Origin of the sequence: Streptomyces sp. NPDC046821 (assembly GCF_040645335.1) — a bacterium.
GTDB lineage: Bacteria > Actinomycetota > Actinomycetes > Streptomycetales > Streptomycetaceae > Streptomyces.
The window spans coordinates 79,616-97,993 of sequence record NZ_JBEYYB010000005.1; the positions used below are offsets into that span (position 1 = coordinate 79,616).

General features: G+C 69.6%; 18 protein-coding genes. 14 read left to right on the forward strand and 4 right to left on the reverse strand.

Annotated elements, in window-relative coordinates; genetic code table 11:
• The first annotated feature begins 140 nt into the window (after positions 1–140).
• The 10 genes from ABZ893_RS11330 (at position 141) to ABZ893_RS11375 (ending at position 8,615) form a co-directional block, all read left to right on the forward strand.
• Positions 141–599, forward strand: a complete 459-nt coding sequence (locus tag ABZ893_RS11330) for a hypothetical protein (RefSeq protein WP_361400437.1) — start codon at positions 141–143, stop codon at positions 597–599.
• A gap of 273 nt (positions 600–872) precedes the next feature.
• Entirely contained in the window at positions 873–1,643 is a 771-nt protein-coding gene (gene atpB, locus ABZ893_RS11335) for a F0F1 ATP synthase subunit A (RefSeq protein ID WP_361400440.1), read from the forward strand.
• A gap of 76 nt (positions 1,644–1,719) precedes the next feature.
• Positions 1,720–1,959: an ATP synthase F0 subunit C gene (atpE, locus tag ABZ893_RS11340; RefSeq protein ID WP_361400443.1), complete on the forward strand. Its 240-nt coding sequence runs from the start codon at positions 1,720–1,722 to the stop codon at positions 1,957–1,959.
• Between the two features lie 41 nt (positions 1,960–2,000).
• The gene (locus ABZ893_RS11345; protein ID WP_361400446.1) at positions 2,001–2,549 is read left to right on the forward strand and encodes a F0F1 ATP synthase subunit B; all 549 of its coding nucleotides are present in this window, start codon (positions 2,001–2,003) and stop codon (positions 2,547–2,549) included.
• On the forward strand, positions 2,546–3,367 hold the full coding sequence (locus tag ABZ893_RS11350; protein WP_361400449.1) for a F0F1 ATP synthase subunit delta: 822 nt from the start codon (positions 2,546–2,548) through the stop codon (positions 3,365–3,367). The genes ABZ893_RS11345 and ABZ893_RS11350 overlap by 4 nt, the downstream gene beginning before the upstream one ends.
• 119 nt (positions 3,368–3,486) lie before the next feature.
• Positions 3,487–5,076, forward strand: coding sequence for a F0F1 ATP synthase subunit alpha (atpA, locus tag ABZ893_RS11355; protein WP_361400451.1), 1,590 nt, complete (start codon positions 3,487–3,489; stop codon positions 5,074–5,076).
• A gap of 21 nt (positions 5,077–5,097) precedes the next feature.
• Entirely contained in the window at positions 5,098–6,018 is a 921-nt protein-coding gene (locus tag ABZ893_RS11360) for a F0F1 ATP synthase subunit gamma (RefSeq protein WP_361400454.1), read from the forward strand.
• Complete coding sequence (atpD, locus tag ABZ893_RS11365) at positions 6,018–7,460, forward strand: F0F1 ATP synthase subunit beta (protein WP_361400457.1); 1,443 nt, start codon at positions 6,018–6,020, stop codon at positions 7,458–7,460. Before ABZ893_RS11360 ends, atpD begins: the two co-directional genes overlap by 1 nt.
• Before the next feature lie 142 nt (positions 7,461–7,602).
• A complete protein-coding gene (locus tag ABZ893_RS11370; RefSeq protein ID WP_361400461.1) occupies positions 7,603–7,977 on the forward strand; it encodes a F0F1 ATP synthase subunit epsilon in 375 nt (124 codons plus the stop codon).
• A 188-nt stretch (positions 7,978–8,165) separates the two neighbouring features.
• Positions 8,166–8,615, forward strand: coding sequence for a DUF2550 domain-containing protein (locus ABZ893_RS11375; protein ID WP_361400464.1), 450 nt, complete (start codon positions 8,166–8,168; stop codon positions 8,613–8,615).
• Positions 8,616–8,704: 89 nt separating this feature from the next.
• Here ABZ893_RS11375 and ABZ893_RS11380 read toward each other — a convergent pair whose 3' ends face one another.
• From ABZ893_RS11380 to ABZ893_RS11390, 3 genes are all read right to left on the reverse strand, one after another.
• The gene (locus ABZ893_RS11380; protein WP_361400467.1) at positions 8,705–10,555 is read right to left on the reverse strand and encodes a glycoside hydrolase family 18 chitinase; all 1,851 of its coding nucleotides are present in this window, start codon (positions 10,553–10,555) and stop codon (positions 8,705–8,707) included.
• A 180-nt stretch (positions 10,556–10,735) separates the two neighbouring features.
• Entirely contained in the window at positions 10,736–11,380 is a 645-nt protein-coding gene (locus ABZ893_RS11385; protein ID WP_361400469.1) for a response regulator transcription factor, read from the reverse strand.
• Positions 11,377–12,591 carry a histidine kinase gene (locus ABZ893_RS11390; protein ID WP_361400472.1) on the reverse strand — a complete coding sequence of 405 codons (1,215 nt, stop codon included), beginning with the start codon at positions 12,589–12,591 and terminating at the stop codon, positions 11,377–11,379. Before ABZ893_RS11390 ends, ABZ893_RS11385 begins: the two co-directional genes overlap by 4 nt.
• A gap of 175 nt (positions 12,592–12,766) precedes the next feature.
• Here ABZ893_RS11390 and ABZ893_RS11395 point away from each other — a divergent pair, with 175 nt between their 5' ends.
• On the forward strand, positions 12,767–13,333 hold the full coding sequence (locus ABZ893_RS11395; RefSeq protein ID WP_361400475.1) for a hypothetical protein: 567 nt from the start codon (positions 12,767–12,769) through the stop codon (positions 13,331–13,333).
• Here ABZ893_RS11395 and ABZ893_RS11400 read toward each other — a convergent pair.
• Complete coding sequence (locus ABZ893_RS11400) at positions 13,330–13,902, reverse strand: cob(I)yrinic acid a,c-diamide adenosyltransferase (protein WP_361400478.1); 573 nt, start codon at positions 13,900–13,902, stop codon at positions 13,330–13,332. The genes ABZ893_RS11395 and ABZ893_RS11400 overlap by 4 nt on opposite strands.
• 271 nt (positions 13,903–14,173) lie before the next feature.
• On the opposite strand from ABZ893_RS11400, the gene ABZ893_RS11405 reads away from it, so the two are divergent.
• The 3 genes from ABZ893_RS11405 (at position 14,174) to ABZ893_RS11415 (ending at position 18,278) form a co-directional block, all read left to right on the forward strand.
• A complete protein-coding gene (locus ABZ893_RS11405; protein WP_361400481.1) occupies positions 14,174–15,022 on the forward strand; it encodes a 3-hydroxyacyl-CoA dehydrogenase family protein in 849 nt (282 codons plus the stop codon).
• 168 nt (positions 15,023–15,190) lie between these two features.
• Positions 15,191–15,514 (forward strand): STAS domain-containing protein, encoded by a 324-nt coding sequence (locus ABZ893_RS11410; protein WP_361400485.1) that lies wholly within the window; start codon positions 15,191–15,193, stop codon positions 15,512–15,514.
• Positions 15,515–15,758: 244 nt separating this feature from the next.
• Complete coding sequence (locus tag ABZ893_RS11415; protein WP_361400488.1) at positions 15,759–18,278, forward strand: ATP-binding protein; 2,520 nt, start codon at positions 15,759–15,761, stop codon at positions 18,276–18,278.
• Positions 18,279–18,378 lie beyond the last annotated feature (100 nt).

Genomic DNA, 18,378 nt, shown 5'->3' on the forward strand with positions numbered 1-18,378 from the left:
TGATACCGTTCACGAGACCCGGGGACAGAGCCGAAGGACCGTGGTGCGACGGTCGGTTGGCCCGAAAATCCCTCTCGGCCCCGGGACTACGCTCGTCCATGACGACACCCTGCCCCCGTCCAGTAAGCGGAGCTGCCGCCATGCCCTCGAATGACGCACGGATCCTTCTTCAGGCCGTTGTGCCCACAGCCATTGCCGGCGTGATCGCCGCCATCGTCAGTGGTGTGGTCGCCGGCGGTAAGGGGGCTCTCGGCGCCGTCATCGGCACGGTGGTCGTCATCGTGTTCATGGGCCTCGGGCAGGTCGTCCTCCAGCGGACGGCAAAATCGCTTCCGCAGCTCTTCCAGGCGATGGGGCTCATGCTCTACGTCGCACAGTTGCTGCTGCTTCTGATCTTCGTCGGCGTCTTCAAGGACACGACACTTTTCAACCCCAAGGCCTTCGCCGTGACTCTCGTCGCCGCCACCGTCGTATGGATGGCGGCGCAGGCGCGTGCGCACATGAAGGCCAAGATCTTCTACATCGATCCCGACTCGGCCCAGGATTCCGATCACTCCAAGAACGGTGACAAGCCCGAGAAGTCGGGCTCGTCATCGTGAGGGGTAGGGGCGGGATAAGTGGCGGTTCGCGTTACTGCTATCGTCCGGTGCCAACTGCGGCACTGCGGGCGCGGACATTTGAGCTGACGCCTGCTCAACTGCGAGGCTCACTGCCTGCCCGCCGCCCCCACATCCGAAACACCAGACCGGTGCCGATCCGCGGCTGCGCGCCGCACCGACACAACGAGGTTGCCGTACCCATGCGTCACGCCGAAGGAGCCCGTGGTGAGTGCTGACCAGACTGAGCTCGCCTTTGACTGGAGCTGTCGGATCATGTCCGACAACGGCTGTGGCTTTCCGGCTCCTGGTCTGCACTCGTTCCTCTTCAAGCCGATCTTCACCGTCGGCGGGTTCGAGTTCAACAAGGTGATGCTGCTCGCCCTCCTGACGACCCTCGTCGTCGTCAGTGTCTTCTACGCGGCGTTCGGCAAGGCCAAGGTTGTCCCGGGCAAGCTCCAGATGGCCGTCGAGGCGGGGTACGACTTCGTACGCCGCGGCATCGTCTACGAGACGATGGGCAAGAAGGAGGGCGAGAAGTACGTCCCCTTCATGGTGTCGCTGTTCTTCTTCATCTGGATCATGAACATCTGGTCCGTCATCCCGCTGACGCAGTTCCCGGTCGCGTCCGTGTTCGCGTACCCGGTCGTGCTCGCGGCGATCGTCTACCTGATCTGGGTGCCGCTGACCTTCAAGCGCCATGGTTTCGTGGGCGGTTGGAAGAACATCACGGGCTACGACAACTCGCTCGGCCCGATCAAGTGGCTCGTCTCGTTCATCGAGTTCTTCTCGAACCTGCTGGTCCGCCCGTTCACGCACGCGGTGCGACTGTTCGCGAACATGTTCGCCGGTCACCTGATGCTGGTGATGTTCACCGTCGCCTCCTGGTACCTGCTGAACAGCTGGATGATCCCGGCCGCGGGCGTCTCCTTCGTGATGACCATGGCCATGGTCCTCTTCGAGCTTTTCGTGCAGGCGGTCCAGGCGTACGTCTTCGTGCTCCTCGCCAGCACCTACATCCAGGGCGCTCTCGCCGAGCACCACTGAGTCCCGCCCTACCTGTCAAACCCCATCGTCCGGTGGCCAACCCCCACCGGTTCGTTAAAGAGAAGGAAGTAACGGCATGTCCGCGACCCTCGAACTCGCCGCTGGCGTCTCCGGCTCCCTCGGCTCCATCGGCTACGGTCTCGCTGCCATCGGCCCCGGCATCGGCGTCGGCATCGTGTTCGGTAACGGCACCCAGGCGCTCGCCCGTCAGCCCGAGGCCGCCGGCCTGATCCGCGCCAACCAGATCCTCGGCTTCGCCTTCTGTGAGGCGCTCGCCCTCATCGGCATCGTTCTGCCGTTCGTTTACGGTACGTGACCTAACTCCTCACAGACCATTATTCGACGAAAGGCACTGATGTGATCGCCAACCTGGTACAGCTGGCGGCCGAGGAGAAGCAGAACCCGCTCATCCCGGCCGGTCCCGAGCTGCTCGTCGGCACCATCGCCTTCGCCATCGTCTTCTTCTTCTTCGCCAAGAAGCTCCTCCCGCGTATCAACAAGACGCTGGAAGAGCGCCGCGAGCTGATCGAAGGCGGTATCGAGAAGGCAGAAGCCGCTCAGACCGAAGCCCAGAGCGTGCTCGAGCAGTACAAGGCTCAGCTCGCCGAGGCTCGTCACGAGGCCGCGCGGCTGCGCCAGGAGGCGCAGGAGCAGGGCGCCACGCTCATCGCCGAGATGCGTGCGGAAGGCCAGCGGCAGCGTGAGGAAATCATCGCCGCCGGCCACTCGCAGATCGAGGCCGACCGCAAGGCCGCCGCTCAGGCGCTGCGTCAGGACGTCGGCCAGCTGGCCACGACCCTGGCCGGCAAGCTGGTCGGCGAGTCCCTCGAGGACCACGCCCGGCAGTCGCGCACGATCGACCGCTTCCTCGACGACCTCGAGGAGAAGGCCGAGGCCGCTCGATGACTGCCCACGGAGCGAGCCGCGAGGCACTCGCCTCCGCACGTGAGCGTCTCGACGCGCTGACCGACAGCACGTCGGTCGACGCCCGGCAGCTCGGCTCGGAGCTTGCCGCGGTCACCGCGCTGCTCGACCGCGAGGTCTCGCTGCGTCGGGTCCTGACCGACCCGGCGCAGTCCGGCGAGGCCAAGGCCGAGCTCGCGGGCCGCCTGCTCGGCGGCCAGGTCAGCGGCGAGACCGCCGACCTGGTGGCCGGTCTGGTCCGCTCCCGCTGGTCCGCCCCGCGCGACCTGGTCGACTCCGTCGAGGAGCTGGCCAGCATCGCCGAGCTGACCGCGGCGCAGAAGGCCGGCGAGCTGGACGACGTAGAGGACGAGCTGTTCCGCTTCGGCCGGATCGTCGCCTCGAGCACCGAACTGCGCGCCGCGCTCACCGACCGCATCGCCACCGGCACGGCCAAGGGTGAGCTGCTGCGCAGCCTGCTCGGCGGTCGCGCCAAGGCCACCACCGAGCGTCTCGTCGAGCGCCTTGTGACCCAGCCGCGTGGACGTAGCCTGGAAGCGGGACTCGAGTCCCTGTCCAAGCTCGCCGCGGAGCGCCGGGACCGCATGGTCGCCGTCGTCACCTCGGCGGTTCCGCTGAGCGACGCGCAGAAGCAGCGCCTGGGCGCCGCCCTCGCGAAGCTCTACGGGCGTCAGATGCACCTGAACCTCGACGTGGACCCCGGCGTCCTCGGCGGGATCAACGTGCAGGTGGGCGAGGAGCTCATCAACGGAAGCATCGCGGACCGCATCGAGGACGCCAGCCGCCGTATGGCCGGCTGACCGACTCGCACAACGTAGTAGTACCTACGGCCCTAGTTGGGCCGTGCAGAGGATTCCTGGGGGCTGACCCCAGACCCCCAAGAAAACTTCGGGCCCAACAAGGAGAGCAGGGAACCCAGATGGCGGAGCTCACGATCCGGCCGGAGGAGATCCGGGACGCGCTGGAGAACTTTGTCCAGGCGTACAAGCCGGACGCGGCCTCGCGCGAGGAGGTCGGTACGGTCACCCTTGCCGGCGACGGCATCGCGAAGGTCGAGGGCCTGCCCTCGGCCATGGCCAACGAACTGCTGAAGTTCGAGGACGGCACCCTCGGCCTCGCCCTCAACCTCGAGGAGCGCGAGATCGGTGCCATCGTGCTCGGTGAGTTCACCGGTATCGAGGAGGGCCAGCCGGTGCAGCGCACCGGTGAGGTGCTCTCCGTCGCCGTCGGCGAGGGCTACCTGGGTCGCGTCGTCGACCCGCTCGGCAACCCGATCGACGGCCTCGGCGAGATCGAGACCAGCGGGCGTCGCGCCCTTGAGCTGCAGGCCCCCACGGTCACGCAGCGCAAGTCGGTGCACGAGCCGATGGAGACCGGCTACAAGGCCGTCGACGCGATGACCCCGATCGGCCGCGGTCAGCGTCAGCTGATCATCGGTGACCGTCAGACCGGCAAGACCGCCCTGGCCGTCGACACGATCATCAACCAGCGCGACAACTGGCGCAGCGGCGACCCGAAGAAGCAGGTCCGCTGCATCTACGTCGCCGTCGGTCAGAAGGGCTCGACCATCGCCTCCGTGCGTGGCGCCCTCGAAGAGGCCGGCGCGCTGGAGTACACGACCATCGTCGCCGCCCCGGCGTCCGACCCGGCCGGCTTCAAGTACCTGGCGCCGTACACCGGTTCGGCCATCGGTCAGCAGTGGATGTACGAGGGCAAGCACGTCCTCATCGTCTTCGACGACCTCTCGAAGCAGGCCGACGCCTACCGCGCCGTGTCCCTGCTGCTCCGCCGTCCGCCGGGGCGCGAGGCCTACCCGGGTGACGTCTTCTACCTGCACTCCCGTCTCCTCGAGCGCTGCGCGAAGCTCTCGGACGAGCTGGGCTCGGGCTCGATGACCGGTCTGCCGATCGTCGAGACCAAGGCGAACGACGTGTCGGCGTTCATCCCGACCAACGTCATCTCCATCACCGACGGCCAGTGCTTCCTGGAGTCGGACCTGTTCAACGCCGGTCAGCGCCCCGCGCTGAACGTCGGTATCTCCGTCTCCCGAGTCGGTGGTTCCGCGCAGCACAAGGCGATGAAGCAGGTCTCCGGCCGACTGCGCGTGGACCTCGCCCAGTTCCGTGAGCTCGAGGCGTTCGCCGCCTTCGGTTCCGACCTGGACGCCGCGTCGAAGGCGCAGCTGGAGCGCGGTCAGCGCATGGTCGAGCTGCTCAAGCAGCCCCAGTACCAGCCCATGGCCACCGAGGACCAGGTCGTCTCCGTCTGGGCCGGCACCACCGGCAAGATGGACGACGTGCCGGTCGCCGACATCCGCCGCTTCGAGCGCGAGCTGCTCGACTACCTGCACCGCAAGGAGCAGGGCCTGATGACCTCCATCAAGGAGGGCGGCAAGATGTCTGACGACACCCTCTCGGCCACCGCCGACGCGATCGCGGAGTTCAAGAAGCAGTTCGAGACCTCGGACGGGAAGCTTCTCGGCGAGGACGCTCCGGCCGCGGCCAAGTGACGTAAGGAAGGGACCTGACTCATGGGAGCCCAGCTCCGGGTCTACAAGCGTCGCATCCGATCCGTCACCGCGACCAAGAAGATCACCAAGGCGATGGAGATGATCGCCGCCTCGCGCGTCGTCAAGGCGCAGCGCAAGGTGGCGGCCTCCACGCCCTACGCGACCGAGCTCACGCGCGCGGTCACGGCGGTGGGAACCGGTTCGAACACGAAGCACCCGCTGACGACGGAGCCGGAGACGGCGACGCGTTCCGCGGTGCTGCTCCTCACGAGCGACCGTGGTCTGGCCGGCGCCTTCAACTCGAACGCCATCAAGGCCGCGGAGCGACTGACCGCGCGTCTCGAGGCCGAGGGCAAGGAGGTCGACGTCTACATCGTCGGCCGCCGTGGTGTCGCCCACTACAACTTCCGTGAGCGCAAGGTCGCGGAGCAGTGGACGGGCTTCACCGACGAGCCCACGTACGCGGACGCCAAGAAGGTCGCGGGCCCGCTCATCGAGGCCATCGAGAAGGACGTGGCGGACGGCGGCGTGGACGAACTCCACATCGTCTACACCGAGTTCATCTCGATGATGACGCAGACGGCGATCGACGGACGCCTGCTGCCGCTCAGCCTCGAAGAGGTGGCGGAGGAGTCGACGTCCAAGGGCGGCGAGATCCTTCCGCTGTACGACTTCGAACCGTCGGCGGAGGACGTCCTCGACGCCCTGCTGCCGCGCTACGTCGAGAGCCGTATCTACAACGCGCTGCTCCAGTCGGCTGCTTCCAAGCACGCCGCCACGCGCCGCGCGATGAAGTCGGCCACCGACAACGCGGGAGACCTGATCAACTCGCTCTCCCGTCTTGCCAACGCGGCCCGCCAGGCCGAAATCACCCAGGAAATCAGCGAGATCGTCGGCGGCACTGCAGCCCTGGCCGACGCGACCGCGGGGAGTGACAAGTAATGACGACCACTGTTGAGACGGCCGTTGCCACGGGCCGCGTCGCCCGGGTCATCGGCCCGGTCGTCGACGTGGAGTTCCCCGTCGACGCGATGCCGGAGATCTACAACGCCCTGCACGTCCAGGTCGACGACCCGGCCAACGAGGGCGAGAAGAAGACGCTGACCCTCGAGGTCGCCCAGCACCTGGGTGACGGCGTGGTCCGCACGGTCTCGATGCAGCCCACCGACGGCCTGGTCCGCCAGGCCCCCGTGACGGACACCGGCGCCGGCATCTCGGTGCCCGTCGGTGACCTGACCAAGGGCCGCGTGTTCAACACCCTCGGTGACGTCCTGAACGACGAGGCCGACTCGGTCGCCGACGCCCCGCGCTGGACGATCCACCGCAAGGCCCCCGCCTTCGACCAGCTCGAGTCGAAGACCGAGATGTTCGAGACCGGCCTGAAGGTCGTCGACCTTCTCACCCCGTACGTCAAGGGTGGAAAGATCGGTCTGTTCGGTGGTGCCGGTGTCGGTAAGACCGTTCTGATCCAGGAAATGATCGTCCGTGTGGCCAAGCTGCACGACGGTGTCTCCGTCTTCGCCGGTGTCGGCGAGCGCACCCGTGAGGGCAACGACCTCATGGTCGAGATGGAGGAAGCCGGCGTTCTGGACAAGACCGCGCTGGTCTTCGGCCAGATGGACGAGCCGCCGGGCACGCGTCTGCGCGTCGCCCTGGCCGGTCTGACCATGGCGGAGTACTTCCGCGATGTGCAGAAGCAGGACGTGCTGTTCTTCATCGACAACATCTTCCGCTTCACGCAGGCCGGTTCCGAGGTCTCCACGCTGCTCGGCCGTATGCCCTCCGCGGTGGGTTACCAGCCGACCCTCGCCGACGAGATGGGTCTCCTCCAGGAGCGCATCACGTCGACCCGTGGTCACTCGATCACCTCGATGCAGGCGATCTACGTCCCCGCGGACGACCTGACCGACCCGGCCCCGGCCACCACGTTCGCCCACCTCGACGCGACGACGGTTCTCTCCCGTCCGATCTCCGAGAAGGGCATCTACCCGGCCGTGGACCCGCTGGACTCCACGTCCCGCATCCTGGACCCGCGTTACATCGCGCAGGACCACTACGACGCCGCCATGCGCGTCAAGACGATCCTGCAGAAGTACAAGGACCTCCAGGACATCATCGCGATCCTCGGTATCGACGAGCTGGGCGAGGAGGACAAGCTCGTTGTCCACCGTGCCCGTCGCGTCGAGCGCTTCCTGTCGCAGAACACCCACGCCGCCAAGCAGTTCACCGGTGTGGACGGTTCGGACGTGTCGCTCGAGGAGTCGATCACCGCGTTCAACGCGATCTGCGACGGTGAGTACGACCACTTCCCCGAGCAGGCGTTCTTCATGTGCGGTGGCATCGAGGACCTGAAGGCCAACGCCAAGGAGCTCGGCGTCTCCTGATTCTGGCTTCTTCGGAAGCACAGACTCGTGGGAGAGGGGCGGGGGATACCCGCAGGGTGTGTCCCGCCCCTCTCCGTACGCCCACTAGACTTTGACCCAACACCCGGCGCCAACGGCCGGGTGGTGACCCGAGGAGCCCACCTTGGCTGCTGAGCTGCACGTCGAGCTCGTCGCCGCGGACCGCAGTGTCTGGTCCGGCGAGGCCACCCTGGTCGTCGCGCGCACCACGTCCGGCGACATCGGCGTCATGCCCGGTCACCAGCCGCTTCTCGGTGTGCTGGAGTCGGGCCCGGTGATGATCCGCACGAGCGACGGTGGCACGGTTGTCGCCGCGGTGCACGGCGGTTTCGTCTCGTTCGCCGACAACAAGCTGTCCCTGCTGGCGGAGATCGCCGAGCTGTCGGACGAGATCGATGTCAAGCGTGCGGAGCGGGCGCTCGAGCGTGCGCAGTCGGATGCGGACGCATCCGCCGAGCGTCGCGCGGACGTCCGACTGCGTGCGGTGGCGACGCGCTGACCCATGGGGTACCTCCCAGGCCCTTTAGGATCTGGGAGAGCGCGGAGTGACATGACTCAGCCGCGGCCAGGACCGGAGAGACTCTCCGGCCCGGGTCGCGGCTGAGGCGATCCTTGGTCAATTTTGCAGTTCCGTTATCGGATCCGCTGTCGGGCCCGTTATCAGATGAGGCGAGGAGGTCGGTACGAATGGTCCTCGTTCTCGTGCTGTGCGTGGTCGCGGTCGTCGTACTCGTATTGCTGGGGCTGTTCGTCTTCGGCCTGCGGCGCCGGCTGATCCAGCGGTCGGGGGGCACCTTCGACTGCTCCCTGCGGTGGGACGTCCCCGAGGAGGGTGACGCGTCCGGCAAAGGCTGGGGTTACGGCGTGGCCCGCTACAGCGGTGACCGCATCGAGTGGTTCCGGGTCTTCTCGTACGCGGTCCGGCCGCGGCGCACCCTGGAGCGCTCGGCGATCGAGGTGACGGGGCGGCGTGCTCCGGAGGGCGAGGAGGAGCTGGCCCTGCTCTCGGACGCGATCATCCTGGCGTGCGCGCACCGCGGTTCCCGGCTGGAACTGGCGATGAGCGAGGACGCGTTGACCGGTTTCCTGGCCTGGCTGGAGGCGGCGCCTCCAGGGCAGCGGGTGAACGTCGCGTAGGCCGCGCGAACAAGGACATGAAGAAGCCGGGCCGGTGGGGGGCGTTCCCACCGGCCCGGCTTCGGCTTTGCGGTGCCGGGTTACTTGAGCTACTTGAGCCCGGAGTCGATCGCGGTCACCAGTTCACCGTTCGACGTGTCGCCGGAGAACTCCCAGAAGAACGCGCCGCCGAGACCCTGGCCCTTGGCCCACGCCATCTTGGAGCCGATGGTGGCGGGGGTGTCGTACGACCACCAGTCGCCGCCGCAGAAGGCGTACGCGGTACCGGCGACCGTTCCGTTCGCCGGGCACTTGGTCTTCAGGACCTTGTAGTCCTCGATGCCCTGCTCGTAGGTGCCGGCGGCGGGGCCGGTCGCGGTGCCGCCCGGCTCCTTCTGTGTGACGCCGGTCCAGCCGCGGCCGTAGAAGCCGATGCCGAGCAGGAGCTTCGAGGCCGGGACGCCCTGGGCCCTGAGCTTGGCGATGGCGTCGGCCGAGTTGAAGCCGGCCTGCGGGATGCCGGAGTAGGGCGTGAGCGGGGAGTGCGGGGCCGTCGGGCCCTTGGCGTCCCACGCGCCGAAGAAGTCGTAGGTCATGACGTTGTACCAGTCGAGGGACTGGGACGCGCCCGCGTAGTCGTTCTTCTCGATCTTGCCGCCCGTCGACGCGTCGGCCGTGATGGCCGCCGTCACCAGGTTGCTCGAGCCGAACTTGGCGCGCAGCGCCGTCGTCAGCTTCTTCAGGGCGTCCTGGCCGCTGGTGTCGCAGGACAGGCCACAGGCGTTGGGGTACTCCCAGTCGATGTCGATGCCGTCGAAGATGTCGGCCCAGCGCGGGTCCTTGACCAGCTTGTAGCAGGAGTCGGCGAACGCGGCCGGGTTCTGCGCGGCCTGGGGGAAGCCGCCGGACCAGGTCCAGCCGCCGAAGGACCAGAGGATCTTCAGGCCCGGGTGCTTGGCCTTGAGCTGGCGCAGCTGGTTGAAGGCGCCGCGCAGCGGCTGGTCCCAGGTGTCGGCGGTGCCGGAGACGGAGTTGGCGGCGGTGTACGCCATGTCCGTGTCGGCGTAGGCGTCACCCATCGTGCACGCGCCGTTCTGCACGTTGCCGAAGGCGTAGTTGATGTGCGTGACCTTGGCGGCGGAGCCGGAGGTCTCCAGGTTCTTGGGGAAGTACTGGCGGCCGTAGACGCCCCAGTCGGTGAAGTACCCCATCCTGACCTTGCCGCCGCTGCCCGTGCCGGGGCCCGGGTCCGGGGGCGTGGTGCTGCCGCCGGTGGTGTGCACCTTGACCGCGCCGGACGCGGGACCGGTCTGGTCGGCGGTGTCGCGGGCCTGCACGGTGTACGAGTAGTCGGTGCCGGCCTTGAGACCGGTGTCGGAGTACGAAGTTCCGGTCACCGTCGCGACCTTGACTCCGTCGCGCAGGACGTCGTAGTTCTTGACGCCCTTGTCGTCGGTGGCCGCGGTCCAGGAGACCTTGGCCGAGGTGTCCGTGATCGCGGAGGCGGTCGGGGTGCCGGGCGCGGAGGGGGCCGCGTCTCCGGGGACGTCACCGCCGTCGCAGGAGGCGCCGTTGAGCTTGCAGCCGGTGGGGGCGCCGGAGCCGGTGCCGTTGAACCCGAAGGAGACCGAGGCGCCGGGGGCGAGCGTCCCGTTCCAGGTGAGGTTCTTGGCGGTCCAGTGGTCGGCCGAGTTGGTGACCGTGGAGTCCCAGGCCGAGGTCACCTTGGTGCCGGCGGGGAAGTCCCACTCGACGGTCCATGAACTGAGCGCCGTGGTACCGGTGTTCTTGACGGTCCACTTGCCTTCGAAGCCGCTGCCCCAGTCCTGGGTCTTCGCGTAGCTGGCGGTGGCCGTGCTCGCCGCGGCGGCCGCCTGGGAGGGGGAGGCGAGGCCGACGAGGGCGGCGGCCGGGAGCAACAGGGTGGTGAGCCCTGCCGCGGCTTTCTGTATCGGTCTCATGCGCAAGGGGTGCTCCTCGGGTGTTCCGGGGGGTCAAAACGGGGGGTGGAACCCTGCGCCGCCCGTGAGCATCGCCGCTGTGCTGGTCATGTGCATGGCAGCAACTCACCGCAGTGCCGCCGAGAATAGAAAGGTCTGGACCAGCGGTCAAGGTCTAAACCAATCACGGAAGCAATTCCCTCAGAGCCCCAACTCCTGGGCGAGAACGGCCGCTTGCACCCTGCTGCGCAGCTCCAGCTTCCCGAGGAGCCTGCTGACATGGGTCTTCACGGTGGCCTCCGCCATTTCCAGACGCACCGCGATCTCCGCGTTCGGCAGTCCTTCGCCGAGGCAGGAAAGGACCTCCCGCTCGCGCCGGGTGAGAGCGCTCAGGCCCTCGGGCGCCGGGCCGGGCCGGGGACGCTCCGGCTTAGCCGCGAACTCGGCGATCAGCCTGCGCGTGACGGCCGGCGCGATCATCCCCTCCCCGCGCGCCACCGTACGGACCGCCTCCACCAGGTCCTTCGCCTCGGTGTTCTTCAGCAGAAACCCCGACGCCCCCGCGCGCAGCGCCCCGAAGACGTACTCGTCGAGATCGAACGTCGTCAGGACGAGCACGTCCGCCAGACCCTCGCCGACCACCTGACGGGTGGCGGAGACACCGTCGAGGCGCGGCATCTGCACGTCCATGACGACGAGATCCGGCCGAAGTGCGCGCGCCCGTTCCACCGCCTCCTCGCCGTCCGCCGCCTCCCCGACCACCTCGATGTCCGGGGCGCTCCCCAGGATCAGTACGAGCCCCGCGCGCACCGCCGACTGGTCCTCCGCGACAAGAACCCGGATCACCCGGTCACCCCTTCCTCGGCGGGCCCGACCGGCAGTACGGCCCTGACCTGCCACACCTTGCCGTCCGGACCGCTCTCCGGGCCCGCCTCGAACGTGCCGCGCAGCAGCGCCGTCCGCTCCCGCATCCCGACGAGACCGGCGCCCGAGCCCGGTACGCGCGGCCCGTCCACATCGCCGTAAGGGCTGGTCACCCGCACCGTCACCGCCCCGTCCACACGCTCCACGGCCACCGCGACCGGGCCGGGTGACGCGTGCTTGAGCGCGTTCGTCAGGGACTCCTGCACGATGCGGTACGCGGCGAGGCCGACCGGCGCGGGCAGGGCCTCGACCCCGTCGCCGAACCCGAGCGTGACGTCCAGACCATTGGCACGGGACTGCTCGACGAGGGCGCCGAGCCCGTCCAGGGTGGGCGCGACGGCGGGTTCGGCGCCCGTCGATCCGTCGCTGTCGTCCCGCAGAATGCCGATGAGCCGGCGCATCTCGGCGAGCCCTTCGACGCTGTTCTCGCGGATGACGGTGAGCGCCTTCCGCGCGGTGTCCGGATCGTCGAGGGAGAGCGCCGCCGTGGAGTGAATCGCGATCGCCGAGAGGTGGTTGGCGACCAGATCGTGCAACTCCCGTGCCATACGCGCCCGTTCGGCGACGACGGCCTGCGTGCGGTCCATCTCCGTGAGCAGCGCGGTCTGTTCGGCCCGAAGGCGCGCCGCGTCGGCGGCCTCACGGTGGTTGCGTACGAGGACACCGGTGGTCGCCGGCGTGAACGTCACCAGTCCCGTCACGACCCCGATCAGCAACGCCTCCGACCGGTGCCACCAGGCCAGAAACCCCAGGGTGACCGCGATCGTGACCAGCGCCGTCGCCACCGGGATACGACGGGCCGCCGCCGGAGTGCCGTACAGGACCGCCGCGTACACGAGGTCCGTGAACATCAGCGTCGTCGCGAAGCTGCCCGCCGTGAACTGGTCCGCGATCAGGACGAGCGTGCCGACGGCGAGAGCCCATGGGGGCGCCGTCCTGCGCAGCAGTTCGAGCGCCGCCATCGCGCACAGGGGGAGCAGCAGCCACGCGCCCTCGAAGATGCGTCCGCCGACGCCGTTCACCATCCCGCCCGTCACACCGAGCGCCCACAGGAGCAGACCGCCGAGCAGGCCGATCATCGCGATGCGCACGTCGTCGCGGTGCGGGCGGGACAAGGGCAGGGGCAGCGCCATGGGCCCATCCAACACGGCGGGACGCTGCCACGCGTGCACCTCACGGGCAGGCCCGCGCAGCTGTCGTACATCGAAGGATGCAGTCGCGATTCGTCACCGGCGACGACGATCCGGGCTCGTTCCGCGCCGACGCTGGAGGGAGAAGCCGCACGCCCCCCGACCCGAGGAGCACGCCGTGATCGTCACGCTCATCGTCGCCTGCGAGATCGGCTTCTGGGTGCTGCTCGCCGGTGCTCTCGCCCTGCGCTACGTGGCGAAGATGCCCCGCGCGAGCCTCGCACTCCTGCTGTGCGAACCGCTCCTGGAGGTCGTCCTCTTCGTGGTCACCGCGATCGACCTCAAGAACGGCGCCCCGCCCGACTGGAAACACGGTCTCGCCGCCGTCTACATCGGCTTCTCCGTCGGACTCGGCCACTCCACCGTCAAGTGGGCCGACGCCCGCGTGGCCCACCGCTTCGCCGGCGGCCCGCCTCCGGTGAAACCGCCCCGGTACGGGACCGCGCGCGCCGCCCACGAGTGGCGGACGGCCGCGCGCTGGACCCTCGCCTGCGCCGTCGCGCTCGCCCTGCTCCAGGGCGCGATCTGGTACGTCGGCCCCGACGGAGGCACCGGCTCACTGCGGATGTGGCAGGACAGGATGCTGCTCGTGATCGGCATCAATCTGGTGATCGCCCTGAGCTACACCCTGTTCCCCAAGAAAGCCCCTGCCAAGAAGATCCCGGCCGAGAGCCGTAAGAGCTAGCGCTCCCCGCCCGGCACCCACAGCACGTCGCCGACCGCCTTGTTCGCCGTGCGGGCCAGGATGAACAGCAGGTCGGACAGGCGGTTCAGGTACGTCGCCGCCAGCGGGTTCATCACTTCGCCGTGCACTTCGAGCGCCGCCCACGTGGAGCGCTCGGCGCGGCGGACCACGGTGCAGGCCTGGTGCAGCAGGGCCGCACCCGGGGTACCCCCGGGCAGGATGAACGACCGGAGCTTCTCCAGCTCCTCGTTGAAGCGGTCGCAGTCCGCCTCCAGCTTGTCCACGTAGGACTGCTCGACCCGCAGCGGCGGGTACTTCGGGTCCTCGACGACCGGCGTGCACAGGTCGGCGCCCACGTCGAACAGGTCGTTCTGGACCCGCGAGAGGACCTTCACGATCTCCTCGTCGAGCCCGCCGAGCGTGATCGCCGTGCCGATGACGGCGTTCGCCTCGTTGGCGTCGGCGTACGCGGAGATCCGCAGATCGGTCTTGCTGGTCCGGCTCATGTCGCCGAGGGCGGTCGTGCCCTGGTCGCCGGTCCGGGTGTAGATACGCGTCAGATTGACCATGGGTCCAGCCTAGTGAGCCCGCCGCCGTGCCGAACCCCGCACCCTGCCCGGCGGCATGGGGGTCCCACCGGGTGGGCAGGGGCCCAACTGCGCCGTACGGGAGGCCTGATGGCCCGTACCGGTGTGATGTCCGTCATTCGAGACGTGACGCGCATCTCTTCACGGCCCCAGGGCCGTCCGTGGGCGCTAATCTCCCCGGAAAGATGCGTGAACAGCGGTTAGCAGCCGGTTTCAAGTGGTAAGCGGTCAGCGCGTTAAGGGGAGTCGCACAGTGGCAGGGAAGCTCGCCGTCATCGGAGCCGGACTCATGGGGTCCGGAATCGCCCAGGTCTCGGCGCAGGCGGGGTGGGACGTCGTCCTGCGTGACGTCACCGACGCGGCCCTGACCCGTGGCACCGACGGGATCAAGGCGTCGTACGACAAGTTCGTGAGCAAGGGCAAGCTGGACGCGTCGGACGCCGAGGCGGCGCTCGGGCGCATCACCACGACGACCGACCTGGACGCGGTGGCCGACGCCGACATCGTCGTCGAGGCCGTCTTCGAGAAGCTCGAGGTCAAGCACGAGATCTTCCGCGCGCTCGACAAGATCGTGCGCGAGGACGCGGTGCTCGCCTCCAACACCTCCGCCATCCCGATCACCAAGATCGCGGCCGTCACGGAGCACCCGGAGCGCGTCGTCGGCGCGCACTTCTTCTCGCCGGTCCCGATGATGCAGCTCTGCGAGCTGGTCCGCGGCTACAAGACGAGCGACGAAACCCTCGCCACCACACGGGAGTTCGCCGAGTCCGTCGGCAAGACCTGCATCGTCGTCAACCGCGACGTCGCCGGCTTCGTGACCACCCGGCTCATCTCCGCCCTCGTCGTCGAGGCCGCGAAGCTGTACGAGTCGGGCGTCGCCACCGCCGAGGACATCGACATCGCCTGCAAGCTCGGCTTCGGTCACGCGATGGGGCCGCTCGCCACCGCCGACCTCACCGGCGTCGACATCCTGCTGCACGCCACCAGCAACATCTACACCGAGTCCCAGGACGAGAAGTTCGCTCCGCCCGAGCTGATGCGCCGCATGGTTGACGCCGGTGACATCGGCCGCAAGAGCGGGCAGGGCTTCTACAAGCACTGATGTTCCGTTCACCCCGTGGGCACCCCACGGGGTGAATTTCGGTATCGGTTCGCTTACGGACGGCAACTTCTGCACCTTCGTCCCAGTCAGTCCAGTGACACACCAAGACAGCCGTACGACACAGAGACCACTGGCGTCACGGCTCACAAGCACTCTCGGGGAGCGCATATGCACATCAGGGGCGACCACGCCGGGCTGGCCGTCGGGGGCCGCCTCGACGTGCGGAGCGCGGCGGACGCCCGTACGGTCCTGCACACGGCCGTCGACGACGGAGCCGGCGACCTGCTGCTCGACCTGTCGGAGCTGGACTCGTGGGACGCGACCGGGCTCGGCGTCATCATGGGCGCCCACCGGCGGGCCGGCCGCTGCGGCCGCCGCCTCGTGCTGCGGGGCGTGCCGCCCCAGATGCAGCGCCTCCTCGTCGCGACGCGGCTGCACCGGATCCTGGCGATCGAGGGCGGCATCGGGGTCGAGTCCCTGCCCCGGGTGTGACTTCCGCGACTGATTGCCCGGGCGTGAGCCTGACGCTCCGCGGTCGGCGTCCGCAATCCTCATGAGACTGTGACGTCTCGGACGACCCGGCACCCCGGGTGTTCGGTGATACTGAGCCGGGTCTAAGGTTCGGTCGCCCGCGGATACGACGCACCCACCGCGCGGGCACCGGACCAGAAGCGACAACGCAGTGTGCACAGGCCGGGAGGGGCAACGGCACACCACGCTTTTGGGGGCTTTGACCATGGACCCGATGAACGATCCGTACGGCGGGGACGCACACGGCCGCGCGGACCGCAGACCCGACGGCTCCACCGACGGCCCGGCCGCACGCCCGCGCCCGCCGCGCGACGGGCTCGCCGCCGACTTCGGCCAGCCCTCCCAGGGCGTCGTCCGCACGGTGCAGCTCACGTCCGGGGACTTCCTCCTCACCGTCAACCCGGTCGACGGCAGCGAGATCGAACCCTGCCCGCCGGGGACCCGGCCCGGCCGCCCCGCCAAGTACGCCCCGGCTGACCGCGCCGAACGCGACCGCGCCGCCCGGCCCCCGCTGCCCGCCGGCCCCGTGCTTCCCCGCCCGCCCCTCCTGGAGCGCGACGAGGACCGCGCACGGCTCGTCCGGCTCCTGTCGCGCGGCCGCTCCGTACGGCTCACCGGCCCCTCCGGCTCCGGGCGCAGCTCCCTGCTCGACGTCGTGGCAGAGGACTGCGCCGGTATAGCCCCCGACGGCGTCGTCCGGCTCAGCGGCCACCGCCGCTCGTCTACGGACCTGCTGTACGACCTCTTCACCGCCGTGTACGACGCTCCGCTGCACCGGCCCGACCGCGCGCTCCTCCTCGAACTCGTCCACGACATCGGCGCCGTCGTCTTCCTCGACGACCTCGAATTCGGCGGGGCCGCGCTCGACGAACTCCTCGACGCGACGCCCGAGTGCGCGTTCCTGGTCGCGGCCACGCCCGACGTCGCCGCACCGTCCGCCGACTCGCACCTCGAAGAGGTCTTTCTGGGCGGGCTCGGGCGCTCCGCCGGACTTGAGCTTCTTGAGCGCGGTGTCGGCCGCGTCCTCGCCGACGACGAGGTGAACTGGGCGGGTGACCTCTGGTTCGAGTCGGAGGGGCTGCCGCTGCGCTTCGTGCAGGCCGGGGCGCTGCTGCGGCAGCGGGACCGGCTGCTCGCCGGGCAGGACGTCGCCGACGAGGCCGGTGACTTCGGCGCTCCGCACGACTTCGCCGGACCCGGGGCGCCCCTCGACTCCGTTCCGTTCGGCGCTGACGGTGGCCCTGACGTGCCGCTGCCCTCGCTCGCCGACGGTGCCGCGCCCGCCGCCCTGCTCGCGTCCCGGCTCAGCGAGTCGGCCCGCGCCACCCTGCGGTTCGCCGTCGCGCTCGGCGGCGAGGTGCCGCACCAGGCCCACCTGCCCGCCCTCGTCGGCGACACCCACGCCGACGCGGCCCTCGCCGAACTCGTCGGCTGCGCCCTCGCCACCCCGGTCGGCGGCCGCTACCGCCTTGCCTCCGGCGTGCTCGACCAGCTCGCCGCCGTGGGGTACGCCGATGACGCCGCCGAGCACGCGCACACCGCCGCCCAGCACTACGCCTGGTGGGCGGGGCACCCCTCGGTCGGGCCCGAGCGGGTCACCGGCGAGGCGGACGCGCTGCTCACCGCCCTGACCGCGATCGTCCCCGCCACGGCTCCGGCCGCGCCGGACGCGGAAGGCAGCGTCGCGGTGCTGCTCGCCCGTACCGCCGCCCCCTCCTTCGCCGCCGGGCTCGGCTGGAGCGCCTGGGAGCGGTGCCTGCGCGCTGGTCAGGAAGCGGCCAGGCTGTCCGGCGAAGTGGCTGAACAGGCTTACTTCCACCATGAGTTGGGCGTCCGCGCGCTGCTCGGCGGGCAGCTCGACCGGGCCCGCGCCGAGCTGGAGGCCTCGATCGCCCTGCGCGGCGCGCTCTCCGACAAGCACGGCACCATCGCGGGCCGCCGCGCCCTCGCCCTGGTCGCCGACCTGTCCGGTGAGCTCGCTACCCCGCGCGAAGGGGTGCCGGCCATACTCCAGGACGAGCCGACGCTGCCTCCGCGCAGGGTGCCGGCCGGGTTCACGGTGGCCGCACGGGCCCCCGAACCGGACACGATGGTGACCCAGCAGCAGAGCGCCGCCCCCGAGAACAAGCGCGGCGAGGCCCGTCGCGCCGTCCTCACCGGCACGCGGCGCAACCTCGTGGCCGTGGGCGCCGGAGCGCTCCTCGCGGCCGTCCTCGGCACCGTCGTGACGCTCGGCGCGACGTCGAACAGCGAGACGCCGCCGGACAGCGTCGGCGGCAACCCGTCGGCCTCGCAGGACGCGGACAGCGGCGGCCCGGTCACCGGCGACGGGGACAAGGGCGGCGACACCACGGGCGCGACAAACCGTCCCGCCGGCCCGGGCGTACCCGCCACGACGGACGCCCCGACGCCCACCGGCGACCCGACGCCCGGCGAGAGCGGCACGCCGTCGGACGAGCCCAGCGGCACGCCCTCGGCCACGCCGTCGGACACGCCGACCAAGACGACGCCGCCTACGACCAAGCCGCCCACGAGCAAGCCCCCGACGTCGAAGCCGCCGACCACACCCCCGGCCAGCACCCCGCCCCCGGCCTCCTCGGAACCCCCGTCCTCCGAGCCCCCGTCCCCGGGCACCTCGGACTCGGCCAGCGGCCCGGCCACCCCGACCACCGCGTCGGCCCTCCCGGGCACCCCGACCACACCGACGGCTTCGTCGACGATCTGAGGGACGGCGCACCGCGGTAGTCGTACGCGGGCGGGCGGAGGAGCTCCCCGTAGCAGGGCCGGTGCTGTCCTCCGAGCTGCCGGCGCCGCCGAGCGGTCCT